The organism is Actinomadura pelletieri DSM 43383 (assembly GCF_003634705.1).
Taxonomy (GTDB): domain Bacteria; phylum Actinomycetota; class Actinomycetes; order Streptosporangiales; family Streptosporangiaceae; genus Spirillospora; species Spirillospora pelletieri.
Window position 1 is genome coordinate 47,802 of sequence record NZ_RBWU01000002.1, and the last position, 25,054, is coordinate 72,855.

The following is a 25,054-nucleotide window of genomic DNA, read 5'->3' on the forward strand; positions in this document are numbered from 1 at the left end:
ACGCACTGCCATGAACAGCGCATGGCGCCATCACCCGCCGGTGCGCTTGCCGAGCCGAAGCCAGACGTCAGGGTGTTCCAGACAGTCGGCCGTCTCGGGACGCAGGCCCGCGTACACCATGCAGTGCACGATCGCTTTGCGGCACGAGGCGTAGGCGGCCAGGACGTCGCGGGCGGTGGCGTCCGAGGCCGGGTCGTAGCCGGGGTGCAGGTCCCATCTCGGTATCCGGCCGTCCTCGGCGACGCACCCCTGGTTTCCGCTCTTGGGGTTGGCGTACATGCCGTAGGCGAACGTCCCCGCTGTCACGGCTTCGATCATGTCGAAGTCATTGGCCCGGTACGCCCACGGTTGGGCGAGGACGCACCCGCCGGGGACGTCGGTGACACCGATGATGTCCAGTTCGTAGCAGAAGGGCAGGTCGTGCCACGGGACGCGACCGTCCACGACGATGAGCCCGTCATTGTCCAGGCGCCGCACGGCCTCGGTGGCCGTCACATTCGCCACGCAGGTCAGCGAGAAGCCGTCGTAGTAGAGGTCGGAGAGCATTCGAGCCAGCTCCGGACCCGACTCGGCCAGGCCCCGCTCCTCCTCGGTGAGCCGATGCCCTTCGGGAGCCGCGCCGAAGTCGAACGGCCCCACCTGGCCCAGCCTGCCCGGCGACCAGCCGTCCATCATCGGCCGCCACGGGTCGGCCCCCTGCTCCAGCAGCGCCGAGACGTTGTCGGCGCGGCGGTGAAAGACGGCGTTCCACAGGGCGCTGCGGTTGTCGCAGAGGGCGTCGACATCATGGGCGCGGCGCGCCAGTTCGGACACGACCTCGGCCGAGCCTTCCTTCGCGGCCTCGTGCAGCGGGGTGCCATAGCCCCATAACTCCCCGACCGGGTCGGCTCCGGCGTCCAGACGCTGCCGGATCTTCTCCAGATCGGTCAGGTCACCGTGATACATACCGGACCAATCCGCCGCTGTTCCCGCCATGCCCATTCCTCCCTGAAAGCAGAAACCTGATCTTGACCGTGCCATGGGGGTAGGACATTCCGAACCCGAGCCAACGCCGACTCGGCCGGCCGGACGTGCCGAAGTCGAACCCCGACGGCACCGGAGTACGGCAGCCGAATCACACTGATCACGGGCCACCGGCTCGCCCTCCTCGCCCCCGGCGATAGGAACGGCAACGGTGACCTGGGAGAGGTCGACGATGTGTCCCGCGGCCGTGGTCGGTCGGCGTCTGGCGCGCGAGGGTGCCGTTCGGGGCCCGCTGGGCGGTGTTCGCGTCCCTTGTCCTGACCGGACGTGCCGCACTCGTCGCACGCCTGCGTACGCCTTGACGGCATGGGCGCGCCGGAGGCAGGCGCGTGGCCTCCGTGGTCATCGAGCGACCGCCCTCGACGGCGATGTGGACCGCGTTGCCGTGGTCGGTCGGCGTCTGGTGCGCGAGGGTGCCGTTCGGGGCTCGCTGGGCGGTGTTCGCGTCCCTTGTCCTGACCGGACGTGCCGCACTCGTCGCACGCCTGCGTACGCCTTGACGGCATGGGCGCGCCGGAGGCAGGCGCGTGGCCTCCGTGGTCATCGAGCGACCGCCCTCGACAGCGATGTGGACCGCGTTGCCGTGGTCGATCGGCGTCTTGTGCGCGGGGTGCCGTTCGGGGCCCGCTGGGCGGTGGCGCGTTTCTCGTTTGACCGGACGTGGCGCGGTTCAGGGGCGTGGGGGGCGTCCCAGGGTGGTCAGTTGGAGGAACAGGGGGAAGGCGACGCGGGGGCTGGTGTGGTGGGTGTCGGGGTGACGGGGGTCGGTCGCGGCGTCGATCAGGGGCGGTCGTTCGTGGGCGCCGTCGCGTTGGTAGGTCTCGTCCATGGTGACGCTGGTCCATCGGGCGTTCTGGAGTTGTTGGGCGCGTCCGATTCCCGCGACCGCGGGCAGGGTGACCTTGACGTCCAGGCCGCTGCCCGTCAGGTACTTCCACACCTTGTGCGGGTGGGTCAGTGGGTCCGGTGGCACCCGGTCGGAGGAGTGGTACGTCCGGACGGCGCGGGCCTCGTTCTCACGTGCCCACCGCAGTAGCAGGTCGAGATAGGCGGGCCAACCGCCGGTGTCGGGGTGGAAGCCGTCCAGGTCCCACAGCTCGTGCCAGGAGTTCCGCCAGCTCGACAGGGGGATCGTGCCGCCGCCCGGTGGGACGCCCCACAGGCTGGAGTCGAACGGGGTGTTCCTGGTCGACACCGTGAAGCCCGATTCGGGCATGAGCCCCTTGACCGGTGAGATGCCGGTGCTGAACCCGCCGACGGCCACCTTGCCGACCGTGGGCACCGGGCCGAAGGAGTCCGCCGCGATGGACGGCGTGTTGACGCGCAGGTTCGGTCCGGCCAGCTCCAGAACGTTGGGTGGACGCGGCGGACGCAGCCCGAGCCGACTCGTCCGGCATTGTCGGTGCAGGAACAGGCCGACCTCGCGAAGCGCGCGGTAGAGGCCCTCGCCGCGGGTGAACGGCCCCAGGTCGCCGAAGTCGGAGATCGGCATGACCAGGACGGCGCGGCTGCGCTGCGCGATCATCGAGTAGACGAAGTAGTAGGTGTCGAGCATGTAGCGCTTGGCCAGGTCCAGGTAGGTCTGTGACGGCCCGTCCTTGGCCAGCCCGTACGGGTAGGTCACCTCGGCGAAGTTCGATTTCTGGGTGTGCGGGCTGTAGAAGACGATGTAGTCCAGCGATGCGGGCGGTTTCTCGTCCGGGAGGTTCGGCGACCACACCGCGACGACCCAGCGCGGACGGCTCGGTCGCGCCGGGTACTCCAGCCAGAAGAACCGGCCGAAGGCCGCCGGGTCCGCGTCGGCCATGTCGCTCTGGAAACGTCCCCATCCGGGTGTGCCCGGTGCCACGGGCGTGGACGGCAGTAACTGCCTGCGTGGCACGTGCATGGCGTGTTTGTCGTTCCAGTGCCCGTCATATCCGCGTATTCCGGCAAATCGGGGAACGTCGAACAGCAGCGCGCCGCCCGGATCACGGCCCCGGGTCTTCATGAGTGCGGCGCGCTCCTCGGCGGACAGGTTCCGGGTGGGGCTGGTGTCCATCCGGCCCAGCGTCACCGCCAGCAGCACGTCGGCGCCGCTGCGGGTCGGGGCGACCAGCGCGTTGTCCCAGTCGGACGACCCGGGCAGGCCCAGGAAGACGCAGCGTTCCGGCACGTGGTGCGCGTCGTCCACCTCCAGGGTCACCTGCTGGGCGGGGTCGAGGTCGAGGCTCGCGGTGAAGCGGCCCGCCGGGTCGGTGAGTCCGGTCGCGGGCCCGAGCCGCACCCGCGCCGCGGGGAGCGGCCGTCCGTTGACGTCGCCGACCGAGACGATGTAGTTGACCGCCATTCCCCGAGCCTAGGCATTTCGGGAGTTCTTCTCGCTACTTTGCGACCACAAATGGTCACTTATTGTGATCATGGTGGCGGCGTGCGACATTTGGCCCAGCTCGGCGAGTTCGCACCGACGAGGGGGATCTCATGGCACTGGTCGTCTCGTTCACGGGCAAGACCGCGTTACCGGCACCGCACACCGGATCCGGATACCGGGTCTGGTCGTACCGGGTCGAGGCCTCCCCGCCCGGTGGCCTGCCCGCGAACCAGCGCATCGCGCTCGGCCTGCCCCACGACATGGACGTCCAGGACCCGAACCGGTACCCGGGCGTCCCGCAGCTCGCCGGAACCTTCCTGCGGCGCGACCCGGACACCAGCCGCCAGTACGTCGGCCGGGTCACCGGCAGCGCCGGCGGCGGGACGATCTCGTTCGTCGCCCCGGCCGGGGAGTCCACCTGCGAGATGCTGCTGGTGAGGCTGCCGGACGGGCAACCGCCGACGCCGCTGCCGTTCGCCGTGACCCCGGGCGGGACCGAACTGCCCGTCCAGGTGCTGACCGCCCCGGCGACACGCGTCCCGGGAACGTTCAACGGCCGTCCGGTGGGCGAGTTCGCCGGAACACTCCCGTACGCGAGCGAGATGTTCGGCGTCTACCAGCCGCTGGCCGGCTGGTTCGGCGTGGAGAACTCGCTGCGCGCCTTCCGGAGCGGCGCCGCCCACGGGATCCCTGGGCTGCGCCGCGACCTGTTCGCCGGGGACGCCGCCCGCGAGCTGACCGACGACGCCCTCGCCGAACTGGCGGCCCTCGCCGGACGCGTCGACGCCGCCGTCGCGCAGGGCGTCCTGTCCCCGGTGGGCCTGGTGAACCTCTTCCGCCAGTACTTCTTCGAGTTCGACACCTTCCTCGGCGCGCCCGCCGGGCACCTGTGGATCAGTCCGGGCGGGACGGTGGAGGTGGTGGAGACCAGCACCCGGCGCACGCTCGTGGAGAAGGCCTCCGAACAGACGGAGGAGACCTCGCGCAAGGTCGAGGAGAGCCTCACCGAACAGGACGACATCGCCGACGCCGTCAAGGAAGAGAACGCCAACGACACCAAGCTCGGGCTCAGCGCCACCGGCGGCGTGAACGCGCCGATCTACCACGGCGAGGTCACCGCCAGTTTCAGCGTGGGCAGCTCCGCCAAGAGGTCGTCGGAGGAGACGCACAAGCAGACCCGCACGCAGAGTTCCAAGGCCACCAGCGAGATCAAGCGGAACTTCAAGACCACCTTCCGCACGGTGACCGAGACGACCGACACCACCAGCCGCCGCTACGTCGTGCAGAACACCACCGACGAACTCGTGAACTACGAGCTGCGCCGCAAGATGCGCAAGGTCGGGGTGCAGTTGCAGCACATCGGCGCCCGCCTGTGCTGGCAGGTCTACATCGACCGGCCCGGCCGCATCCTCGGCCTCGGTGACCTCGTGGACGTCGTCGCCGCGCCCGACCTGACCGGCGTCCCCAAGCCGGAACCCAAGCCGATCCCCCAGGAACAGAAGATCACCTACCCGCTGTCGGTGCCGTTCGTGTTGATCCAGGGCGGTGACGACGAGGCGGAACTCACCTACAAGACGTCATCGGACAACCGCGATCACGGGATCAACAAGAGCACCGTCGGCGAGGACGACATCATCCAGTTCCGCTTCGACCTCCCCCTGCCGCCCCCACCGCCCGGCTACCAGGTCGGCGGCCTGGCCTCGATCGACTTCAAGGGCGCGCAGGTCCAGTGGACCGACAAGGCCTCCGACCTGTCGATGGAGAGGAACCCGGACCCGACCAAGAACACCCTCGGGCTCCGCCTCACCCACGCCAACTTCCAGGGACGCAAATCCCTCCCGGTCGACGCGTCCATCATCTACGTCCCCACACCCGACGCCGTCGCGGCCGTCGAGAAGGCCAACAGGGAGGCCGCGGAGGCCTATGCCGAACAGGTGGCGCAGCTCCAGGTCGAGGCGTACGGCAACGCGATCCGCACCCGGCTGAGGAAGGTCAGCTCGATGCGTCCGCGTCCGGCCGGTGACCTGCGCAGCGAGGAACGCCAGACGGTGTTCGGCAGCCTGGTCCGCCGGCTCGGCGTCGGCACCGACGAGCATCTCGGCGCCGAGATCATCCGGCAGCTCTTCGACGTGGACGAGATGCTGTACTTCGTCGCCCCCGACTTCTGGCGTCCGGGCGGCATCGTCTCGGAACCCGGCGCGGGCAGCGTCGGCCGCTACCCCGTCCCCCCGGCACCCTGGTCCGCCGACCAGGCGACACCGCTGGCCGGCGAGACGGTGGCGAGCTGGTACACCCACACCGACCGGACCAACACGCTCGACCCGCAGGGACGGCCCACCCCCGAGTGGCGCCTCGACTACCTCATCACCGAGGAGACCCAGCCCGCCCCGCTGGGCAGCTCGCTCGGCTGGCTCATCCAGATCGACGGCGACGAGCGCCGCAACCAGTTCCTGAACGCCGCATGGGCCAAGGCCATCCTGCCGATCCGCCCCGGCCACGAGGTCGCCGCCGTCGCCTGGCTCGCCGAGGTGGAAGGCCAGGCGGCACTCGGACTGCCCTACAAGTTCCAGCCCGGCGACCCGCCCGAGTACGAGGGCAAGAAGGTCGGCGAGGTGCTGGCCCTACTCGCCGCCGAACTCCAACGCGCCAACACCGAGGTGGCCAACACCCTCGCCACCGAGGAGGTCTTCGAAACCGGCTTCGACCCCTTGGCGGGCGGCTTCCGCCCCGCCGAGCCCTACCAGATCTTCGACCAGTGGACAGAGGTGCTCCCCACCGACCAGGTGGTCGCCGTAGAGGTCGAATACGACCCCAAGACCGGCCGGCAACTCTGACGTCCCGCTCAGTCGAGAGGCAGCGCCCGCCGAGGAACGGGAGCCGACTGCAGAACGGACGTCGTCGTCCTGGCGTACGGGGTGAAACGGTCAAGGATCGGTTCGAGCTCGTCCACCGCGCGCAGGTGGGCGATGAAGAAGAAACAGTCGTCACCCGTGATGCGGTGGCACTCGACGATCTGCGGGATCTCGTCGGCGATCTTGGGGATCCGGCTCAGCTCCCGCGGGCTCGGGCTGACCCGCACGAGCACGCTGATCGGGTAACCGAGCGCCACCGGGTCGACGGTCGCGTGGTAGCCCGTGATGACCCCGGTCTCCTCCAGGCGCTGGACGCGCTCGGCCACGGCCGGCGCGGAGAGCGCGACCCGGCGCCCCAGGTCCGCCAACGTCACCCGCCGTCCCCGCCGTTTCGTCGAACCGGCGACCTGATAGCATCTAATGAATATAGCGTCTATGCTATGGCATCCAGATTCGAGCTCGAGATGGAACCCGAGGTCCGGGCTTGGTTGAGCGAGCTGTCGCTGGGCGAGTACCGGCACGTGATGTTCTATGCCGACTTACTGGCGGACAACGCGGAAACGCTGGGCGAGCCGTACTCGCGGCACCTTGGCGAAGGCGTTCGGGAACTGCGCTTCTATCTGGGGCGGCAGGCGACGCGGATCACCTACTGGCTGGCGCCCGGTCGGCGTGTGGTGTTGCTGACGGTCTTCCGCAAGACGCGGTCTGTGGAGACGGCGGAGGTCGACCGGGCGAAGCGGGCCAAGAAGCTGTGCGAGGCAGAGCACTGCCCTGCGCTTGAGATCTACGATCGCAGTGATCAGTAGGACGTCGGGAGCTGGTATGAGCGACGAACACTCCAGATTGGTGATCACCGATGAGGATCGCGGCAGTGAGGAGTACCAGGCGGCTCGCTATGCCTATGAGTTGGGCAAGGCGGTCCGGGAGCGGCGGCTGGAGCTCGGCCTGACGCAGGTCGAACTGGCACGCCGGAGCGGGATGACACAGTCACAGCTGTCCCGGCTGGAAGCGGGCGGGGCGGAGCCGACGATTCGGGTTCTTGATCGGTTGGCTCATGCGCTGGATGCGACGCTTGAGGTGAGCTTCATCCCACGTGCGGCCTGACCACGGGCGGCTCCTGCGGCAGGTGCCGGTACCCGCCGCAAATGAGTTGGCCATTGTGGGTGTGTCGTTGCAACGTGGAGAACGTTGAAAGGAGCCGCTTCATGGAACAGGTACGTCTCGGCACGACGGGGATGAGGGTCTCCCGCATCTGCCTTGGCATGATGAGCTACGGCGACAAGGCCTCACGGGCGTGGGCGCTCGACGAGGACGCCGCCGAACCGATCGTCCGGCGGGCCGCCGAAGCGGGGGTGACGTTCTTCGACACCGCCGACGTGTACTCGAACGGTGTGAGCGAAGAGATCACCGGCAGTCTGCTCCGGAAGCTCTTCACACGGCGGGACGACTATGTCCTCGCCACCAAGGTTTGCCTCCCCATGGGATCGGGGCCGAACGACCGGGGCCTGTCGCGCAAACACATCATGGCCAGCATCGACGCCTCGCTGAAGCGGCTCGGCACCGACTACGTCGACCTCTACCAGATCCACCGTTGGGACTACGAGACACCGATTGAGGAGACCCTCGAAGCTCTCCACGACGTCGTGAAGTCGGGCAAGGCCCGGTACATCGGCGCGTCCAGCATGTTCGCGTGGCAGTTCGCCAAGGCGCAGCATGTCGCGGAACTGGGCGGCTGGACGAAGTTCGTCACCATGCAGAACCACTACAACCTCATCTACCGCGAAGAGGAGCGGGAGATGATCCCGCTGTGTCTCGACCAGGGCGTGGGTCTCCTTCCGTGGAGTCCGCTGGCCCGCGGGGTGCTCGCCGGAAACCGGGATCGCGGCGGTGAGCGCAGGACCCTCCGGTCCCAGAACGACGCCTACGGCGACAGCCTCTACACCGACGACGACTTCGACGTCGTCGACGCGGTCCGGGAAGTCGCCGGCGAAAGGGGCGTCCCCCCGGCGCAAATCGCGCTCGCGTGGCTGCTCGGCAGGCCCGGAATGACGGCACCGATCGTCGGAGCGACGAAACTCACTCATATCGAGGACGCGGTCGCCGCCGAACGCCTGGAGTTGGACGAGAAGGAGGTCGCGAGGCTGGAGGCGCCGTACAGGCCGCATCCCATTCGCGGGCACTCCTGACGAACGTGGTGTGGAACACCCCCGGAGCAGGAACGCGCCGGGGGTGTTCGGCGTCTATTCAGGGTGGTGATTTGCGATTGCGCGGGCGATCGGGGCAGGCTGGGGACGAGTACGCCCACGCATGGTCGAGGGGACGACGGCGCTGAAGGAGCCCGACGATGACCGAGAACGACGGTACGCAGGGACCGCGGCGGCCGTTGCCGGAGGACGAGGGGCGGCCCACGCCGCCGGAGCCGCAGGAGCCTCCCGCCCGGCCGATGGGCGACCGCACCGTGGTTTTCGGGGCGCCGCAGCTCGGCGGCGCACCGCAGGAGCCGCGTGAGGAGGAGCGGCAGGCGCCGCCTCCGCCGCCTCCCACGATGGTCGAGCAGCCGATGCAGCAGTACGGCGAGCAGCCTCCGCCGCCGCCGCAGCAGCAGTACGGCGCTCCCCAGGAGCAGCAGCAGTACGGGCCGCCCGCCGGGCAGCTGCCGTACGGTGCGCCTCCCGGCCCCGGCGGCTTCCCACCGCCGCAGGAGCAGCAGCAGTACGGCCCGCCGCAGCCCGGCTACGGGCAGCAGCCGGAGCCGCCCGCCTACAACCAGCAGCCGCCCAACCAGCAGCCGCCCGCGTATCCGCAGCAGCCGATGCACGGCGCGCCCCAGGAGCCGCAGCAGCAGTTCGGCCAGGGCGCGTTCGGTGGTCAGGAGCCGCCCGCCGAGCAGCCGCCGCAGGACGCCCTGTCGGACCGTACGCTGATCGTCCCCGGCCCGACCGCCGAGACCCCGGCGCCGGAGCAGCAGCGTCCCGTGGTGGACGACCAGGCCACACTGCACTGGTCACCGGGCACCGACATCCCGGTCGCCACCGGCCCCGAGCGCAGGCAGGAGCCGCCGGCGGAGCCGTGGCAGGCGCCGACACCGCCGGCCACCCCCGAACCGTGGACTCCGGAGTCGTCCCAGCAGGGGCAGGGGCCCCTGGACAACGACCGGACGATGATGGTGCCGCCGCCCGACTCCGGCTTCGGCGCGTCCTCCCAGCCGCCCGCCACGACCGAGGACGCCTACCGCGCCACCACCGAGGACGCCTACCGCACCCCCGGCACGGAGGACGCCCGCGCGACCGAGGTGTTCCACCAGTCCGCCGCTCAGGGCGCCCGTCCCGCCGAGCAGGAAATGCCGGAGCACACCCGGCTGGACATCGGCCAGCAGCAGTGGGGCCAACAGCAGCAACAACAGCAGCCCCAGCAGCAGGGCTACGGCCAGCAGCAGTACGGCCAGCAACAGCAGTACGGCCAGCCGTCCGACCAGCAAGGGCAGCAGGGTTACGGCCAGCCCGGCCAGCAGCAGGGCTATGGCCAGCAACAGCAGTACGGCCAGCCGTCCGACCAGCAGGGCCAGCAGTCCTACGGCCAGCCCGGCCAGTACGGCCAACAGGGCGAATACGGCCAGCCCGCCCAACAAGGACAGCAGGGCCAGCAAGGCCAGTACGGCCAGCCGCAGGCCTACGGTCAGCAGCAGCCCGTCTACGGCGGCGGCGCCGATGAGGCCGGTGGCGGCAAGAGCAAGCTTCTCCTCATCGTCGGAGCGATCGTCGCCGTAGTGGTCGTCCTGGCCATCGTCTACCTGGCCTTCCTCCGCTAGTAGGAGACGACGTAAAACCTGTCCCACGTCTTCCCAACAGGGAGGACGTGGGACACAATGCGTAGACCAGCACCCCATAAAGCGCCGACCGCAACCGGCACCGCAACCCCGCGACAACCTGGGCCACTGCGATCGCGTCCGAAGGCAGGTTGCGAGCGAAGCGAGAACCTGATCGCGCAGCGCGCCGCTAGGCGAGCCGAAGCGATGCCAGCGATCGCACGCAGTTCACGACGATGGAGGGCGCTCTGCGCCCGAAGGAGGAGTGGGCTGCCAGCCAACGCTGCCAACCAACTTTGCACTTTCGCTTATGGGTCGGTAACCTCTTCACTTGTGCCCGCGGCGTGCGGGCCGCTGTGCGTGTGCGTCGGCGAGGCCGTCAGGTCAGCCCCAGCGCCGCATCAATGAGACTTTCTCATCCTCAGCGGGCTCGGTGGCTCCGTGCCGTCCGGGTGCGCCGGATGAAAGAGGCTCGCTCCCCGGCTTGAGTCGGCCCCATTTACGGGCCGGGCGGTCTGTGTCGGTTTCACGCGGTTGTTTTTCCGTGTGGCGGCGACACGCCCGACCGCGTGGGTCGGAGAGGTCGGGAAACCGGCAGGTCACAGCCTCGTGTGAGGTGGTGATTGCAGCAATTTCAGACTTACCGGCTCGGTACGAGGAAGACGGAGACGCGGTGCCCACGATCCAGCAGCTGGTCCGCAAGGGCCGCCAGGACAAGGTGACCAAGAACAAGACGCCCGCGCTCAAGGGCAGCCCCCAGCGCCGGGGTGTCTGCACGCGCGTCTACACGACGACGCCCAAGAAGCCGAACTCCGCGCTTCGCAAGGTCGCCCGTGTCCGGCTGTCGAGCGGGATCGAGGTCACGGCCTACATCCCCGGCGTCGGTCACAACCTGCAGGAGCACTCGATCGTGCTCGTGCGCGGCGGCCGTGTGAAGGACCTCCCCGGGGTCCGGTACAAGATCATTCGCGGCACGCTGGACACCCAGGGCGTCCGGAACCGCAAGCAAGGCCGCAGCCACTACGGCGCGAAGAAGGAGAAGGGCTGATGCCGCGTAAGGGCCCCGCTGGCAAGCGCCAGCTCATCGCTGACCCGGTGTACAACTCGCCGCTGGTCACCGCGCTCATCAACAAGGTTCTCCTGGACGGCAAGCGTTCGATCGCGCAGAACATCGTGTACGACGCCCTGGAGGGCGCCCGTGAGAAGACCGGCAACGACCCGGTCGTCACGCTGAAGCGCGCGCTCGACAACGTCAAGCCCACCCTGGAGGTCCGCAGCCGCCGTGTCGGTGGCGCGACCTACCAGGTGCCCGTCGAGGTGCGGCCCGCCCGCAGCACCACCCTGGCCCTGCGCTGGCTGGTGCTGTACGCCCGGCAGCGCCGTGAGAAGACCATGACCGAGCGGCTGATGAACGAGCTGCTCGACGCGAGCAACGGCCTCGGCGCCTCGGTGAAGAAGCGCGAGGACACCCACAAGATGGCGGAGTCCAACAAGGCATTCGCCCACTACCGCTGGTAACCCGGCGAACTGCAACGACGAGACGACGCGAGGACGAAAGTGGCTACCAAAACCGGTGTAGACCTGGCCAAGGTCCGCAACATCGGGATCATGGCCCATATCGACGCTGGCAAGACCACGACGACCGAGCGCATCCTGTACTACACGGGGATGAGCTACAAGATCGGCGAGGTCCATGACGGCGCCGCGACCATGGACTGGATGGAGCAGGAGCAGGAGCGCGGGATCACCATCACCTCCGCCGCCACCACCTGCGAATGGTCGGTCGACGACGTCAAGCACACCATCAACATCATCGACACCCCGGGTCACGTCGACTTCACCATCGAGGTGGAGCGCAACCTGCGGGTGCTCGACGGTGCCGTCGCGGTGTTCGACGGCGTCGCCGGCGTGGAGCCGCAGTCCGAGACCGTGTGGCGTCAGGCCGACCGGTACGGCGTTCCGCGCATGTGCTTCGTCAACAAGCTCGACCGGGTCGGCGCGGAGTTCCACCGCTGCGTCGACATGATCGAGAACCGGCTCAACGCGACGCCGCTGCCGCTGCAGCTGCCGATCGGCGCCGAGGCCGACTTCAAGGGCGTCATCGACCTGGTGACGATGAAGGCCCTGGTCTGGAACGAAGAGGCCAAGCTCGGCGAGATGTACGACACGCTCGACATCCCCGACACGCACGCCGAGACGGCGCGGGAGTGGCACGACAAGCTGGTCGAGACCCTCGCCGAGAACGACGACGAGATCATGGAGCTGTACCTGGAGGGCGACGAGCCCACCGTGGAGCAGCTGCACGCGGGCATCCGCCGCGCGACGATCGCCGCCAAGCTGACGCCGGTCATGTGCGGCACGGCGTTCAAGAACAAGGGCGTGCAGCCGCTGCTGGACGCGATCGTCCGCTACCTGCCGTCGCCGCTGGACGTGGAGGCCATCGAGGGCCACGCCGTCCGCGACGAGGAGAAGGTGCTGACCCGCCGCCCGAGCGAGGACGAGCCGTTCTCCGCCCTGGCGTTCAAGATCGCGAGCGACCCGCACCTGGGCAAGCTCACCTTCGTGCGCGTCTACTCCGGTGTCATGGAGTCCGGCACGAGCGTGATGAACTCCGTCAAGGAGCGCAAGGAGCGCATCGGCAAGATCTACCGGATGCACGCCAACAAGCGCACCGAGATCGAGCGCGCGGGCGCCGGCGACATCGTCGCGGTGATGGGCCTCAAGCAGACCACCACCGGTGAGACGCTCGCCGACGACAAGGACCCGATCGTCCTGGAGTCGATGAACTTCCCGGCGCCGGTCATCCACGTCGCGATCGAGCCGAAGACCAAGGCCGACCAGCAGAAGCTCGGCACCGCGATCCAGCGGCTCGCCGAGGAGGACCCGTCCTTCCAGGTCCGCACGGACGAGGACACCGGCCAGACCGTCATCTCCGGCATGGGCGAACTCCACCTGGAGATCCTCGTCGACCGGATGAAGCGCGAGTTCAAGGTCGACGCCAACGTCGGCAAGCCGCAGGTCGCCTACCGCGAGACGATCAAGCGCAAGGTCGAGAAGGTCGAGTACACCCACAAGAAGCAGACGGGTGGCTCCGGCCAGTTCGGCCGCGTGATCATCGACCTGGAGCCGCTGGGCGGCGGGTCCGACGGCTACGAGTTCGAGAACAAGGTCACCGGTGGCCGCATCCCGCGGGAGTACATCCCGTCGGTCGACGCGGGCTGTCAGGAGGCCGCGGAGTTCGGTGTCCTCGCCGGCTACCCGATGGTGGGCGTCAAGGTCACCCTTCAGGACGGCGCCTACCACGAGGTCGACTCGTCGGAGATGGCGTTCAAGGTCGCCGGTTCCATGGCGTTCAAGGAGGCCGCCCGCAAGGCGTCCCCGACGCTGCTGGAGCCGATGATGGCGGTCGAGGTCACCACGCCCGAGGACAACATGGGCGACGTGATCGGCGACCTCAACAGCCGCCGCGGTCAGGTCCAGTCCATGGACGAGCGGCATGGCATGCGCGTCATCAAGGCGCTCGTGCCACTGTCCGAGATGTTCGGCTACGTGGGTGATCTGCGCAGCAAGACCCAGGGCCGGGCCGTCTTCACCATGCAGTTCGATTCCTACGCCGAGGTTCCGACGAACGTCGCGCAGGAGATCGTCGCCAAGGCGCGGGGCGAATGATGAGGAAGCCGGTTCTTCATCAGCCGTAAGCGCCGGCCTGTCAAGGATCACTAGACGTACATCGCAACGGTCGTCGAGACGGCCGAGGATCGAAGCAAGGAGCAACCAGTGGCGAAGGCCAAGTTCGAGCGGACCAAGCCGCACGTGAACATCGGCACCATCGGACACATCGACCACGGTAAGACCACGCTTACCGCGGCGATCACCAAGGTGCTCCACGACAAGTACCCGGACCTCAACCCCTTCACGCCGTTCGAGGACATCGACAAGGCGCCGGAGGAGCGCGAGCGCGGTATCACCATCTCCATCGCGCACGTCGAGTACCAGACCGAGGCCCGGCACTACGCGCACGTGGACTGTCCCGGTCACGCCGACTACATCAAGAACATGATCACCGGTGCGGCGCAGATGGACGGCGCCATCCTGGTGGTCGCGGCCACCGACGGCCCGATGCCGCAGACCAAGGAGCACGTGCTCCTGGCCCGCCAGGTCGGCGTCCCCTACATCGTCGTCGCGCTGAACAAGTGCGACATGGTGGACGACGAGGAGATCCTGGAGCTCGTCGAGCTCGAGGTCCGCGAGCTGCTCACCGAGTACGAGTTCCCGGGCGACGACCTGCCGGTCGTGCGCGTGTCCGCGTTCCAGGCGCTCCAGGGCGACGAGAAGTGGGCCGCGTCGATCACCGAGCTGATGGACGCCGTCGACCAGAACGTGCCGGAGCCGGTGCGTGACACCGAGAAGCCGTTCCTGATGCCGATCGAGGACGTCTTCACGATCACCGGTCGCGGCACCGTCGTCACCGGCCGTATCGAGCGCGGTGTCATCAACGTCAACGAGACCGTCGACATCATCGGCATCAAGTCGGAGTCGACGACGACCACCGTCACCGGTGTCGAGATGTTCCGCAAGCTCCTCGACCAGGGCCAGGCGGGCGACAACGTCGGCCTGCTCCTGCGCGGCATCAAGCGCGAGGAGGTCGAGCGCGGTCAGTGTGTCATCAAGCCGGGCACGAACACCCCGCACACCGAGTTCGAGGCGCAGGTCTACATCCTGTCCAAGGACGAGGGTGGCCGCCACACCCCCTTCTTCAACAACTACCGTCCGCAGTTCTACTTCCGGACCACGGACGTCACCGGCGTGGTGCACCTCCCCGAGGGCACCGAGATGGTCATGCCGGGCGACAACACCGAGATGCGCGTCGAGCTGATCCAGCCCGTCGCCATGGAGGAGGGCCTGAAGTTCGCCATCCGTGAGGGTGGCCGGACGGTCGGCGCGGGCCGCGTCACCAAGGTCATCAAGTAACACCCACGACGAAGCGGCGGCCCTGCCGCCAGGCGGGCCGCCGCTTCGACGCACCGGCGTGGCGCTCGCCTTCACCGGCGGGCGTGGATCGCAAGAACCATCCAGCGGCACTACAGCAAAGGACACCGAGGCCACCATGGCGGGACAGAAGATCCGCATCCGGCTCAAGGCCTACGACCACGAGGTCATCGACACCTCCGCGAAGAAGATCGTTGAGACGGTGACGCGGACGGGCGCCAAGGTCGCGGGCCCGGTGCCGCTGCCGACCGAGAAGAACGTGTACTGCGTCATCCGTTCGCCGCACAAGTACAAGGACAGCCGCGAGCACTTCGAGATGCGCACGCACAAGCGGTTGATCGACATCATCGACCCGACGCCCAAGACGGTCGACTCGCTGATGCGACTCGACCTTCCGGCCGGCGTTGACATCGAGATCAAGCTCTGAGGGACGCACCGACATGAGTACGCAGAGGAAGGGCGTCCTGGGCGAGAAGCTCGGCATGACCCAGGTCTTCGACGATGAGGGCCGGATCGTCCCGGTGACCGTCGTCCAGGCCGGGCCGTGTGTCGTCACCCAGCTCAAGTCCCAGGAGAAGGACGGCTACAGCGCCGTCCAGATCGGGTACGGGCAGATCGACCCGCGCAAGGTGAACAAGCCGCGCACGGGTCACTTCGAGAAGGCCGGCGTCACGCCGCGCCGTTACCTCGTCGAACTGCGGGCGGACGACACCACCGGGTACGAACTCGGCCAGGAGATCACCGCCGACGTCTTCGAGGCCGGCCAGAAGATCGACGTCACCGGCACGAGCAAGGGCAAGGGCACCGCCGGTGTCATGAAGCGCCACGGCTTCAAGGGCCTCGGCGCCTCGCACGGCACCCAGCGCAAGCACCGCTCGCCGGGTTCGATCGGCGGCTGCGCGACCCCCGGTCGCGTCTTCAAGGGCCTCCGCATGGCGGGACGGCACGGCAACGCCCGCACCACCGTGCAGAACCTGACCGTCCACGCCGTGGACGCCGAGAAGAACCTGCTGCTCATCAAGGGCGCGGTTCCCGGTCCCAACGGCGGCGTGGTGCTGGTCCGCGACGCAGTGAAGGGGCAGGGCAAGTGACGACGAAACTCGACATCGAGCTGCCCGCCGAGGTCTTCGACGCCAAGACCAACATCCCCCTGATCCACCAGGTCGTGGTGGCGCAGGAGGCGGCGGCGCGGCAGGGCACCCACGCCACGAAGACGCGCGGCGACGTCCGCGGCGGCGGTCGCAAGCCGTACCGGCAGAAGGGCACCGGCCGGGCCCGCCAGGGCTCGACCCGCGCGCCCCAGTTCGCGGGCGGCGGCACCGTCCACGGCCCCCAGCCGCGTGACTACTCGCAGCGGACGCCCAAGAAGATGAAGGCGGCGGCGCTGCGCGGCGCCCTGTCCGACCGCGCCCGGTACGGCCGGGTCCACGTGGTCGACCACCTCATCGAGGGCGACACCCCGAAGACGAAGACGGCGCTGAAGGCCCTGCGCGAGGTGACCGGCGCCAAGCGCGTCCTCGTGGTCCTGGACCGCGCGGACGAGGTCGCCTGGAAGAGCCTGCGCAACGAGCCGAGCGTGCACGTGCTCGTCTCCGACCAGCTCAACACCTACGACGTGCTGGTGAACGACGACGTCGTCTTCACGAAGACGGCGTACGACGAGTTCATCTCGCGTGCGGCGAAGAAGTAAGGAGGGTCGCACATGAACAAGATCGCCGACCCCCGCGACGTCATCATCGCGCCGGTCGTCTCGGAGAAGAGCTACGGGCTGCTGGACGAGAACAAGTACACGTTCATCGTCCGCCCGGACGCCAACAAGACCCAGATCAAGCAGGCGGTCGAGGCGGTGTTCGACGTCAAGGTGACGAGCGTGAACACGCTCAACCGGCAGGGCAAGCGCAAGCGCACCCGGTTCGGCTACGGCAAGCGCAAGGACACCAAGCGCGCCATCGTGAGCCTCGCCGAGGGCGACCGGATCGACATCTTCGGCGGCCCGGCGTAACACGTCGGAGCCGTCCCGAAGACGGACAAGGGATGAACGAACGAGATGGGCATCCGTAACTACAAGCCGACGACTCCGGGTCGTCGCGGCTCCAGCGTGGCCGACTTCGTCGAGATCACGCGCACCGAGCCCGAGAAGTCGCTGCTGCGCCCGCTGCCGAAGAAGGGCGGCCGTAACAACCACGGCCGCATCACCACCCGGCACCAGGGCGGCGGCCACAAGCGCGCGTACCGCGTGATCGACTTCCGTCGGCACGACAAGGACGGCATCCCGGCGAAGGTCGCGCACATCGAGTACGACCCGAACCGCACCGCGCGGATCGCGCTGCTGCACTACGTCGACGGCGAGAAGCGCTACATCATCGCGCCGCGCGGGCTGAAGCAGGGCGACCGGGTGGAGAACGGGCCGGGCGCCGACATCAAGCCGGGCAACTGCCTGCCGCTGCGCAACATTCCGACGGGTACCGTCGTGCACGCCATCGAGCTGCGGCCCGGCGGCGGCGCCAAGATCGCCCGCAGTGCGGGCGCGGGCGTCCAGCTGCTGGCCAAGGAGGGCAAGTACGCCACGCTGCGGATGCCCTCCGGCGAGATGCGGATGGTGGACGTCCGGTGCCGCGCGACGGTCGGCGAGGTCGGCAACGCCGAGCAGTCGAACATCAACTGGGGCAAGGCCGGCCGGATGCGGTGGAAGGGCAAGCGCCCGACCGTCCGCGGCGTCGCCATGAACCCGATCGACCACCCGCACGGTGGTGGTGAGGGCAAGACGTCCGGTGGCCGCCACCCGGTGAACCCCGCCGGTAAGAAGGAAGGCCGCACCCGCAAGGCGAACAAGCCGAGCGACCGGCTGATCGTCCGTCGTCGCAGCAAGAAGAAGCGGTAGGAGTCGCTCGTCATGCCACGTAGCCTGAAGAAGGGCCCCTTCGTGGACGACCACCTCATCAAGAAGGTGGACGCACAGAATGAGAAGGGCACCAAGAACGTCATCAAGACGTGGTCGCGGCGCTCCATGATCGTGCCGGACATGATCGGTCACACGATCGCCGTGCACGACGGCCGCAAGCACGTCCCGGTGTTCATCACCGACTCCATGGTGGGGCACAAGCTCGGCGAGTTCGCGCCGACGCGCACGTTCCGCAGTCACGTCAAGGAAGACCGCCGCAGCCGTCGCGGCTGAGCGGGCGCAGGATCGTAGGAGAGAGGGATCAGCGATGGAAGCCAGGGCCCAGGCGCGGTTCATCCGCGTCACGCCCAGGAAGGCCCGCCGCGTGGTGGACCTCATCCGCGGCCTGCCCGCCGCGGAGGCTCAGGCGGTGCTGCGGTTCGCCCCCCAGGCTGCGAGTGAGCCGGTGGGCAAGGTGCTGGCGAGCGCCATCGCCAACGCCGAGCACAACTTCAAGCTCGACTCGGACACGCTCGTCGTGAGCCGTGCGTGGGTGGACGAGGGACCGACGCTGAAGCGTTTCCGTCCCCGCGCCCAGGGCCGGGCTTACCGCATCAACAAGCGCACGAGCCACATCACCGTGGTCGTGGAGTCGCGCGACGAGGCGGCCGCGTCCGGCGGCGGCAGGAAGACGAGGAGGGCCCGGTAGTGGGTCAGAAGATCAACCCGCACGGGTTCCGGCTCGGCATCACCACCGACCACAAGAGCGTGTGGTTCGCCGACAAGCTCTACAAGGACTACGTCAAGGAAGACGTCCAGATCCGGCGCATGCTCCAGAAGGGCATGGACCGGGCGGGCATCTCCAAGGTGGAGATCGAGCGGACCCGTGACCGTGTCGAGGTCAACATCCACACGGCCCGGCCGGGCATCGTCATCGGCCGCCGTGGCGCGGAGGCCGAGCGCCTGCGCGGCGACCTGGAGAAGCTGACCGGCAAGCAGGTGCGGCTGAACATCCTCGAGGTGAAGAACCCCGAGATCGACGCGCAGCTCGTCGCGCAGGGCGTCGCCGAGCAGCTGTCCAGCCGTGTCGCGTTCCGGCGCGCCATGCGCAAGGCGATCCAGTCGGCGATGAAGTCGGGCGCCAAGGGCATCAAGGTGCAGTGCGGCGGCCGTCTCGGCGGCGCCGAGATGTCGCGGTCGGAGTTCTACCGCGAGGGCCAGGTCCCGCTGCACACGCTGCGCGCCGACATCGACTACGGCTTCTACGAGGCCCGTACGACGTTCGGCCGCATCGGCGTCAAGGTGTGGATCTACAAGGGCGAGGCCGCGCAGACCCGCGCCGAGCGGGAGCAGCAGGCCGCGCAGCAGCGCGCCGCGGGCGGTGGCGGCGGCCGGGAGCGTCGCGGTGACCGTCGTGGCGGTGGCCGCGGGGGCCGTGGCGGCCGCGGCGGCGACCGTGGTGACCGCGGTGGCGCGCAGAAGCAGCAGCAGGGTTCCGAGCAGCCGGCCCCGGCGGCCGAGGCTGCTCCGCAGGGTGAGGGGAGCTGACAACCGATGCTGATCCCTCGCAAGGTCAAGCACCGCAAGCAGCACCACCCGAAGCGCCGCGGCATGGCCAAGGGCGGCACGAGGGTGGCGTTCGGCGAGTACGGCATCCAGGCCGTCGAGCCCGCGTACGTGACCAACCGCCAGATCGAGGCGGCGCGTATCGCGATGACCCGCCACATCAAGCGTGGCGGCAAGGTCTGGATCAACATCTTCCCGGACCGTCCGCTGACCAAGAAGCCCGCCGAGACCCGTATGGGCTCCGGTAAGGGCTCGGTCGAGTGGTGGGTCGCCAACGTGAAGCCGGGCCGTGTGCTGTTCGAGATCTCCTACCCGAACGAGCAGATCGCTCGGGAGGCCCTCACGCGCGCGATCCACAAGCTTCCGATGAAGTGCAAGATCGTCAAGCGGGAAGTGGGTGAGTCCTGATGGCCAAGGGTCTTACCGCCGAGGACCTGCGGACCGAGCCCGAGGACGTCCTGGTCACCAAGCTGAAGGAAGCCAAGGAGGAGCTGTTCAACCTCCGCTTCCAGGCCGCGACCGGCCAGCTGGAGAGCCACGGGCGGCTGCGTGAGGTCAAGCGCGAGATCGCCCGCATCTACACCGTGATGCGGGAGCGCGAGCTCGGCATCGTCACGGTCGAGGAAGCCGCGGAGGAAGGCGAATGACCGAGCAGCAGACCGAGCAGCGGAACAGCCGTAAGGTCCTTGAGGGCCTCGTGGTCAGCGACAAGATGGACAAGACCGTGGTCGTGTCCGTCGAGGACCGCGTGAAGCACGCCAAGTACCACAAGGTGATCCGCCGCACGAAGAACTACAAGGCGCACGACGAGGCCAACGAGTGTGGCGTCGGCGACCGCGTCCGTCTCATGGAGACCCGCCCGCTGTCGGCCACCAAGCGGTGGCGCGTGGTGGAGATCCTCGAGAAGGCCAAGTAATTGCCGGTTCCACCAGGCTGCCGCGAGAGCGCGGCAGAACCGGTGTGACGAACAGGAGTTGACGTGATCCAGCAGGAGTCGCGACTCAAGGTCGCCGACAACACGGGTGCGAAGGAGATCCTTTGCATCCGGGTTCTCGGCGGCTCGGGTCGGCGCTACGCGGGAGTCGGCGACATCATCGTCGCGACGGTGAAGGACGCCCTTCCCGGCGCGGGCGTGAAGAAGGGTGACGTCGTCAAGGCGGTCGTCGTGCGCACCCGCAAGGAGCGCCGGCGCCCGGACGGCTCCTACATCCGCTTCGACGAGAACGCGGCCGTCCTCATCAGGGACGGCGGCGACCCCCGCGGCACCCGTATCTTCGGCCCGGTGGGCCGCGAACTGCGCGAGAAGAAGTTCATGCGCATCATCTCGCTCGCGCCGGAGGTGCTCTGATGAAGATCCGCAAGGGCGATGAAGTGATCGTCCTCGCCGGCAAGGACAGGGGCGCGACCGGCAAGGTCCTGCGCGTTCTGCCCCGCGAGGAGCGGGTGGTCGTCGAGGGCGTCAACCTCATCACCAAGAACATCAAGGCCGACCAGCAGCGCGCCGGCAAGGAGAGCGGTCGAGTCACCGTCGAGGCGCCGCTGCACGTCAGCAACGTCGCGTTGGCCGAGAACGGCGAGCCCGTCCGCATCGGCTACGAGTTCGACGAGGACGGCAACAAGGTCCGGGTCACGCGTCCGTACAAGAACCGGGCCAAGTCGTCCGGTAAGGCCAAGGCGTCCGGCAAGGCGAAGGCGTCCGAGAAGGCGTCCGACAAGGCTGAGACGTCCGCCAAGGCCGAGGCGTCCGACCAGGCCGAGAAGGAGCCTGCTTCCGATGACTGAGACCGCGACCGAGCGTCCCGTTCCGCAGCCGAGGCTCAAGCTCCGCTACCGCGAGGAGATCGCGGGACGGATGCGCGAGGAGTTCGGCTACGCCAACGTCATGCAGATCCCCACCCTCACCAAGATCGTGGTGAACATGGGGGTCGGCGAGGCGGCCCGCGACGCCAAGGTGATCGAGGGCGCGATCCGCGACCTGACGCTGATCACCGGGCAGAAGCCGTCCCTGAACCGGGCCCGCAAGTCCATCGCGCAGTTCAAGCTGCGCGAGGGCATGCCGATCGGCGCGCACGCCACGCTGCGCGGCGACCGCATGTGGGAGTTCCTGGACCGGCTGCTGGCCACGGCCCTGCCCCGCATCCGTGACTTCCGCGGCCTGTCGCCGAAGCAGTTCGACGGCAACGGGAACTACACGTTCGGGCTGACCGAGCAGGTCATGTTCCACGAGGTCGACCCCGACAAGGTCGACCGGCAGCGGGGCATGGACATCACGGTCGTCACGACCGCGAAGACCGACGACGAGGGCCGGGCGCTGCTGAGGCACCTGGGCTTCCCCTTCAAGGAGAGCTGACCGAGCATGGCGAAGAAGTCGCTGATCGCCAAGGCGGCGCGGAAGCCGAAGTTCGGTGTCCGCGCGTACACTCGATGCTCGCGCTGCGGGCGTCCGCGCTCCGTCTACCGGAAGTTCGGCCTGTGCCGCGTGTGCTTCCGGGAGATGGCCCACCGCGGCGAGCTGCCCGGCATCACCAAGTCCAGCTGGTGACCGTGTTCCCGGGGCGGGACCCCGGGACGGGAACCGGCCTGTAATGACCGACCGGGCGTCCGTGTGGACGCCCACGACCGCGCCAAAGGTCCACGGACCTCACACCCGAACGACCAGAGGAGCCCGAGGAAACCGTGGCGAGGGAGGGCCAGTAGGCCATGACGATGACCGACCCGATCGCAGACATGCTGACGCGTCTGCGGAACGCGAATTCGGCGTACCACGACCAGGTGGCGATGCCGTACTCGAAGATCAAGGCGCACATCGCCGAGATCCTCCAGCAGGAGGGCTACATCTCGGGCTGGAGCGTGCAGGACGCCAAGGTCGGCAAGGAACTTCTGATCGAGCTGAAGTTCGGGCCGACCCGGGAGCGTTCGATCGCCGGTATCAAGCGCGTCTCGAAGCCGGGTCTGCGCGTGTACGCGAAGAAGGACAACCTGCCGAAGGTCCTCGGCGGACTGGGCGTCGCGATCATCTCGACGTCCTCCGGCCTGATGACCGACCGGCAGGCGGGCAAGCGCGGCGTGGGCGGCGAAGTCCTCGCCTACGTGTGGTGAGGGGGTACTGACCAATGTCTCGAATCGGACGTAGCCCCATCACCGTGCCCGCCAACGTCGAGGTCACGCTCGACGGGCGTCAGGTCACCGTCAAGGGGCCGAAGGGCACGCTGTCGCACACCGTCGCCGAGCCCATCGAGGTCAAGCAGGAGGACGGCAAGATCGTCGTCTCCCGGCCGAACGATGTCAACAAGGTGCGCGGCCTGCACGGGCTCACCCGGACGCTGATCAACAACATGGTCGTCGGGGTCACCGACGGCTACAAGAAGACCCTGGTCATCCAGGGTGTCGGTTACCGTGTGGTGGCCAAGGGCAAGAACCTGGAGTTCTCGCTCGGGTACAGCCACCCGATCACCGTGGAGCCCCCGGAGGGCATCTCGTTCACGGTGGAGCGTCCGACCCAGCTGGTCGTCGAGGGAATCGACAAGCAGAAGGTCGGCGAGGTCGCCGCCAACATTCGTAAGCTGCGCAAGCCCGACCCGTACAAGGGCAAGGGCGTGCGGTACGAAGGCGAGCAGATCCGCCGCAAGGTCGGAAAGGCTGGTAAGTAGTCATGGCAGGCACGAAGACCCTGGCCCGCCGCGGCACGTCGGCGCGGACCAAGGCCCGCAGGCGCCGGCACATCCGGGTCCGCAAGAAGGTCGTCGGCAGCGCCGAGCGGCCCCGCCTGGTCGTGACCCGCTCCACCCGGCACGTGTTCGTCCAGGTCATCGACGACGACAAGGGCCACACGCTGGCCAGTGCGTCCACGATGGAGGCGGACCTGCGCGCCGACTCCGGCGACAAGACGGCCAAGTCCCGCAAGGTCGGCGAGCTCGTCGCCCGGCGGGCGCGGGAGGCCGGTGTCTCCGCGGTCGTGTTCGACCGTGGCGGCAACAAGTACCACGGCCGCATCGCCGCTGTCGCGGACGGTGCGCGCGAAGGGGGCCTGGAGCTGTGAGGGCCCCGAACAAGGTCAACGAGAGGAACCACTGATGGCAGCGCAGAGGCGTGGTGGCGGTCAGGGTGGCGACCGTCGCGATCGCCGCGACGACCGCCGCGGTGGCGCCGACAAGGGCCAGTCGTACATCGAGAAGGTCGTGGCGATCAACCGTGTCGCCAAGGTCGTCAAGGGCGGACGGCGGTTCAGCTTCACCGCCCTGGTGATCGTCGGCGACGGCAACGGCACGGTCGGTGTCGGCTACGGCAAGGCCAAGGAGGTGCCCGCGGCGATCGCCAAGGGCGTCGAGGAGGCCAAGAAGCACTTCTTCAAGGTGCCGCGGATCCAGGGCACCATCCCGCACCTGGTGCAGGCGCGGGACGCGGCGGGCGAGGTCCTGCTGCGTCCGGCGAGCCCCGGTACCGGTGTCATCGCGGGTGGTCCGGTGCGCGCGGTGCTGGAGTGCGCGGGCATCCACGACGTGCTGAGCAAGTCGCTGGGCAGCGACAACGCGATCAACATCGTGCACGCGACGATCGCGGGTCTGAAGGCGCTCAAGCGTCCGGAGGAGATCGCGGCCAAGCGTGGCCTGCCGATCGAGGACGTGGCGCCGGCGGCGATGCTGCGGGCCCGTGCCGCGGGCAGTGAGCCCAGGGCGGAGGCGGCCACCTCATGAGCCAGCTGAAGATCACGCAGACCAAGTCGGTGATCAGCGAGAAGCAGAACCAGCGTGACACGCTGCGCACCCTCGGGCTGCGGAAGATCGGGCAGAGCGTGGTCCGTGAGGACCGTCCCGAGGTGCTCGGCATGATCCGGACGGTGGCGCACCTGGTCACCGTCGAGGAGGTCGACTGACCATGGCCGATCTGTCCAAGCAGGACGCTCCCGAGGCCGCGGGCACTCCGCTGAAGGTGCACGACCTGCGTCCCGCCCCGGGCGCGAACCGCCGCAAGGTCCGTAAGGGTCGCGGTGAGGCGTCCAAGGGCAAGACCGCGGGCCGCGGCACCAAGGGCACGAAGGCCCGTAGCACGGTTCCCGTCGGGTTCGAGGGCGGTCAGATGCCGCTGATCCGCCGGGTGCCGAAGCTGAAGGGCTTCAAGAACCCGAACCGGGTCGAGTACCAGGTGGTGAACCTGGACAAGCTCGCCGCGCTCTACCCGGAGGGCGGCGAGGTCACGGCGGACGATCTGGCGGCGCGGGGCGCGGTGCGCCGCGGCCGTCCGGTCAAGGTCCTCGGCACCGGCGACATCTCCGTCGCGGTCCAGGTGAAGGTGCACGCCTTCTCCGGTTCCGCCAAGGAGAAGATCGCCGCCGCCGGCGGTACCGCCGACGAACTGTAAGTAGCAATCTTCATGTGGGGGCCGCTCTCGCTCAGCGCCCGGGGCCGTACGGCCGCCGGGACGTGCGGGGCGGCCCTCGGCATGTCGGGGGTTCGGACGTCGGCGTCTAGCACGTCGGCGCTCGGCGCGTCGGCAGTCGGCGCATCTGCTGTTAGAGTCACACCGGCGAAGGTGATCGGGGTGAGATTGCACACTCCCGCGTCTCACACGGTATCCTCCGCCCGAAATCA

32 protein-coding genes and 1 pseudogene are annotated in these 25,054 nt (G+C 68.4%); 30 read left to right on the top strand and 3 right to left on the bottom strand.

All coding sequences use genetic code 11. The features are described 5' to 3' along the window. Nucleotides 1-30: 30 nt before the first annotated feature. Nucleotides 31-975, bottom strand: coding sequence for an ankyrin repeat domain-containing protein (locus BZB76_RS06955; RefSeq protein ID WP_121433522.1), 945 nt, complete (start codon nucleotides 973-975; stop codon nucleotides 31-33). A 718-nt stretch (nucleotides 976-1,693) separates the two neighbouring features. Next, a complete protein-coding gene (locus BZB76_RS06960; RefSeq protein WP_121433523.1) occupies nucleotides 1,694-3,352 on the bottom strand; it encodes a hypothetical protein in 1,659 nt (552 codons plus the stop codon). 131 nt (nucleotides 3,353-3,483) lie between these two features. On the opposite strand from BZB76_RS06960, the gene BZB76_RS06965 reads away from it, so the two are divergent. Further along, complete coding sequence (locus tag BZB76_RS06965) at nucleotides 3,484-6,207, top strand: hypothetical protein (RefSeq protein WP_121433524.1); 2,724 nt, start codon at nucleotides 3,484-3,486, stop codon at nucleotides 6,205-6,207. Between the two features lie 8 nt (nucleotides 6,208-6,215). On the opposite strand, the gene BZB76_RS06970 is transcribed toward BZB76_RS06965, so the two are convergent. Beyond that, nucleotides 6,216-6,599: an Lrp/AsnC family transcriptional regulator gene (locus tag BZB76_RS06970; RefSeq protein ID WP_211342964.1), complete on the bottom strand. Its 384-nt coding sequence runs from the start codon at nucleotides 6,597-6,599 to the stop codon at nucleotides 6,216-6,218. Nucleotides 6,600-6,665: 66 nt separating this feature from the next. Here BZB76_RS06970 and BZB76_RS06975 point away from each other — a divergent pair, with 66 nt between their 5' ends. The 29 genes and pseudogenes from BZB76_RS06975 to rplO all read left to right on the top strand — a co-directional run bounded on the left by BZB76_RS06975 (nucleotide 6,666) and on the right by rplO (nucleotide 24,824). Then, nucleotides 6,666-7,031, top strand: coding sequence for a type II toxin-antitoxin system RelE/ParE family toxin (locus tag BZB76_RS06975; RefSeq protein ID WP_121433525.1), 366 nt, complete (start codon nucleotides 6,666-6,668; stop codon nucleotides 7,029-7,031). A gap of 16 nt (nucleotides 7,032-7,047) precedes the next feature. After that, nucleotides 7,048-7,329 (top strand): helix-turn-helix domain-containing protein, encoded by a 282-nt coding sequence (locus BZB76_RS06980; RefSeq protein ID WP_121433526.1) that lies wholly within the window; start codon nucleotides 7,048-7,050, stop codon nucleotides 7,327-7,329. Nucleotides 7,330-7,430: 101 nt separating this feature from the next. Continuing rightward, the gene (locus BZB76_RS06985; protein ID WP_121433527.1) at nucleotides 7,431-8,411 is read left to right on the top strand and encodes an aldo/keto reductase; all 981 of its coding nucleotides are present in this window, start codon (nucleotides 7,431-7,433) and stop codon (nucleotides 8,409-8,411) included. Between the two features lie 158 nt (nucleotides 8,412-8,569). After that, nucleotides 8,570-10,033, top strand: a complete 1,464-nt coding sequence (locus BZB76_RS36320) for a hypothetical protein (RefSeq protein ID WP_121433528.1) — start codon at nucleotides 8,570-8,572, stop codon at nucleotides 10,031-10,033. Between the two features lie 670 nt (nucleotides 10,034-10,703). After that, nucleotides 10,704-11,078 carry a 30S ribosomal protein S12 gene (rpsL, locus tag BZB76_RS06995; RefSeq protein WP_067889275.1) on the top strand — a complete coding sequence of 125 codons (375 nt, stop codon included), beginning with the start codon at nucleotides 10,704-10,706 and terminating at the stop codon, nucleotides 11,076-11,078. Further along, nucleotides 11,078-11,548 carry a 30S ribosomal protein S7 gene (rpsG, locus tag BZB76_RS07000; protein WP_117398361.1) on the top strand — a complete coding sequence of 157 codons (471 nt, stop codon included), beginning with the start codon at nucleotides 11,078-11,080 and terminating at the stop codon, nucleotides 11,546-11,548. Before rpsL ends, rpsG begins: the two co-directional genes overlap by 1 nt. Nucleotides 11,549-11,587: 39 nt before the next feature. After that, the gene (gene fusA, locus BZB76_RS07005) at nucleotides 11,588-13,699 is read left to right on the top strand and encodes an elongation factor G (protein ID WP_121433529.1); all 2,112 of its coding nucleotides are present in this window, start codon (nucleotides 11,588-11,590) and stop codon (nucleotides 13,697-13,699) included. A gap of 108 nt (nucleotides 13,700-13,807) precedes the next feature. Further along, on the top strand, nucleotides 13,808-15,001 hold the full coding sequence (tuf, locus tag BZB76_RS07010; protein WP_121433530.1) for an elongation factor Tu: 1,194 nt from the start codon (nucleotides 13,808-13,810) through the stop codon (nucleotides 14,999-15,001). Between the two features lie 136 nt (nucleotides 15,002-15,137). Then, on the top strand, nucleotides 15,138-15,446 hold the full coding sequence (gene rpsJ, locus BZB76_RS07015; protein WP_018657599.1) for a 30S ribosomal protein S10: 309 nt from the start codon (nucleotides 15,138-15,140) through the stop codon (nucleotides 15,444-15,446). A 13-nt stretch (nucleotides 15,447-15,459) separates the two neighbouring features. Then, on the top strand, nucleotides 15,460-16,110 hold the full coding sequence (gene rplC, locus BZB76_RS07020) for a 50S ribosomal protein L3 (RefSeq protein WP_117398365.1): 651 nt from the start codon (nucleotides 15,460-15,462) through the stop codon (nucleotides 16,108-16,110). Next, nucleotides 16,107-16,709, top strand: coding sequence for a 50S ribosomal protein L4 (gene rplD / locus BZB76_RS07025; RefSeq protein ID WP_121433531.1), 603 nt, complete (start codon nucleotides 16,107-16,109; stop codon nucleotides 16,707-16,709). The genes rplC and rplD overlap by 4 nt, the downstream gene beginning before the upstream one ends. Nucleotides 16,710-16,721: 12 nt before the next feature. Beyond that, nucleotides 16,722-17,021, top strand: coding sequence for a 50S ribosomal protein L23 (rplW, locus tag BZB76_RS07030; RefSeq protein ID WP_117398367.1), 300 nt, complete (start codon nucleotides 16,722-16,724; stop codon nucleotides 17,019-17,021). Nucleotides 17,022-17,066: 45 nt separating this feature from the next. Beyond that, complete coding sequence (gene rplB, locus BZB76_RS07035) at nucleotides 17,067-17,900, top strand: 50S ribosomal protein L2 (protein ID WP_121433532.1); 834 nt, start codon at nucleotides 17,067-17,069, stop codon at nucleotides 17,898-17,900. A gap of 12 nt (nucleotides 17,901-17,912) precedes the next feature. Beyond that, the gene (rpsS, locus tag BZB76_RS07040; RefSeq protein WP_021597487.1) at nucleotides 17,913-18,194 is read left to right on the top strand and encodes a 30S ribosomal protein S19; all 282 of its coding nucleotides are present in this window, start codon (nucleotides 17,913-17,915) and stop codon (nucleotides 18,192-18,194) included. A gap of 34 nt (nucleotides 18,195-18,228) precedes the next feature. Beyond that, nucleotides 18,229-18,609 (top strand): 50S ribosomal protein L22, encoded by a 381-nt coding sequence (rplV, locus tag BZB76_RS07045; protein ID WP_117398370.1) that lies wholly within the window; start codon nucleotides 18,229-18,231, stop codon nucleotides 18,607-18,609. Beyond that, nucleotides 18,609-19,448, top strand: coding sequence for a 30S ribosomal protein S3 (rpsC, locus tag BZB76_RS07050; RefSeq protein WP_117398372.1), 840 nt, complete (start codon nucleotides 18,609-18,611; stop codon nucleotides 19,446-19,448). Before rplV ends, rpsC begins: the two co-directional genes overlap by 1 nt. A 6-nt stretch (nucleotides 19,449-19,454) precedes the next feature. Further along, nucleotides 19,455-19,874, top strand: a complete 420-nt coding sequence (gene rplP, locus BZB76_RS07055) for a 50S ribosomal protein L16 (RefSeq protein ID WP_121433533.1) — start codon at nucleotides 19,455-19,457, stop codon at nucleotides 19,872-19,874. Continuing rightward, nucleotides 19,874-20,113, top strand: coding sequence for a 50S ribosomal protein L29 (rpmC, locus tag BZB76_RS07060; protein WP_117398376.1), 240 nt, complete (start codon nucleotides 19,874-19,876; stop codon nucleotides 20,111-20,113). The genes rplP and rpmC overlap by 1 nt, the downstream gene beginning before the upstream one ends. Then, nucleotides 20,110-20,382, top strand: a complete 273-nt coding sequence (gene rpsQ / locus BZB76_RS07065) for a 30S ribosomal protein S17 (RefSeq protein WP_121433534.1) — start codon at nucleotides 20,110-20,112, stop codon at nucleotides 20,380-20,382. Before rpmC ends, rpsQ begins: the two co-directional genes overlap by 4 nt. A gap of 63 nt (nucleotides 20,383-20,445) precedes the next feature. Further along, the gene (gene rplN / locus BZB76_RS07070; protein WP_067629407.1) at nucleotides 20,446-20,814 is read left to right on the top strand and encodes a 50S ribosomal protein L14; all 369 of its coding nucleotides are present in this window, start codon (nucleotides 20,446-20,448) and stop codon (nucleotides 20,812-20,814) included. After that, nucleotides 20,814-21,101, top strand: a pseudogene (rplX, locus tag BZB76_RS07075) (50S ribosomal protein L24); the annotation flags it as partial. The gene rplN and the pseudogene rplX, both read left to right, overlap by 1 nt. Nucleotides 21,102-21,240: 139 nt before the next feature. Continuing rightward, entirely contained in the window at nucleotides 21,241-21,816 is a 576-nt protein-coding gene (rplE, locus tag BZB76_RS07080; RefSeq protein ID WP_121433536.1) for a 50S ribosomal protein L5, read from the top strand. A 6-nt stretch (nucleotides 21,817-21,822) separates the two neighbouring features. Continuing rightward, nucleotides 21,823-22,008 (top strand): type Z 30S ribosomal protein S14, encoded by a 186-nt coding sequence (locus BZB76_RS07085; RefSeq protein ID WP_018657585.1) that lies wholly within the window; start codon nucleotides 21,823-21,825, stop codon nucleotides 22,006-22,008. Nucleotides 22,009-22,166: 158 nt separating this feature from the next. Beyond that, the gene (rpsH, locus tag BZB76_RS07090; protein ID WP_117398383.1) at nucleotides 22,167-22,565 is read left to right on the top strand and encodes a 30S ribosomal protein S8; all 399 of its coding nucleotides are present in this window, start codon (nucleotides 22,167-22,169) and stop codon (nucleotides 22,563-22,565) included. Between the two features lie 14 nt (nucleotides 22,566-22,579). Beyond that, nucleotides 22,580-23,116 (top strand): 50S ribosomal protein L6, encoded by a 537-nt coding sequence (gene rplF / locus BZB76_RS07095; RefSeq protein ID WP_117398385.1) that lies wholly within the window; start codon nucleotides 22,580-22,582, stop codon nucleotides 23,114-23,116. Nucleotides 23,117-23,118: 2 nt separating this feature from the next. After that, nucleotides 23,119-23,505: a 50S ribosomal protein L18 gene (gene rplR, locus BZB76_RS07100; RefSeq protein ID WP_121433537.1), complete on the top strand. Its 387-nt coding sequence runs from the start codon at nucleotides 23,119-23,121 to the stop codon at nucleotides 23,503-23,505. 34 nt (nucleotides 23,506-23,539) lie between these two features. Beyond that, the gene (gene rpsE, locus BZB76_RS07105; RefSeq protein WP_407921463.1) at nucleotides 23,540-24,160 is read left to right on the top strand and encodes a 30S ribosomal protein S5; all 621 of its coding nucleotides are present in this window, start codon (nucleotides 23,540-23,542) and stop codon (nucleotides 24,158-24,160) included. Then, complete coding sequence (gene rpmD / locus BZB76_RS07110; RefSeq protein WP_121433538.1) at nucleotides 24,157-24,339, top strand: 50S ribosomal protein L30; 183 nt, start codon at nucleotides 24,157-24,159, stop codon at nucleotides 24,337-24,339. Before rpsE ends, rpmD begins: the two co-directional genes overlap by 4 nt. A 2-nt stretch (nucleotides 24,340-24,341) precedes the next feature. Further along, on the top strand, nucleotides 24,342-24,824 hold the full coding sequence (rplO, locus tag BZB76_RS07115; protein WP_121433539.1) for a 50S ribosomal protein L15: 483 nt from the start codon (nucleotides 24,342-24,344) through the stop codon (nucleotides 24,822-24,824). Nucleotides 24,825-25,054 lie beyond the last annotated feature (230 nt).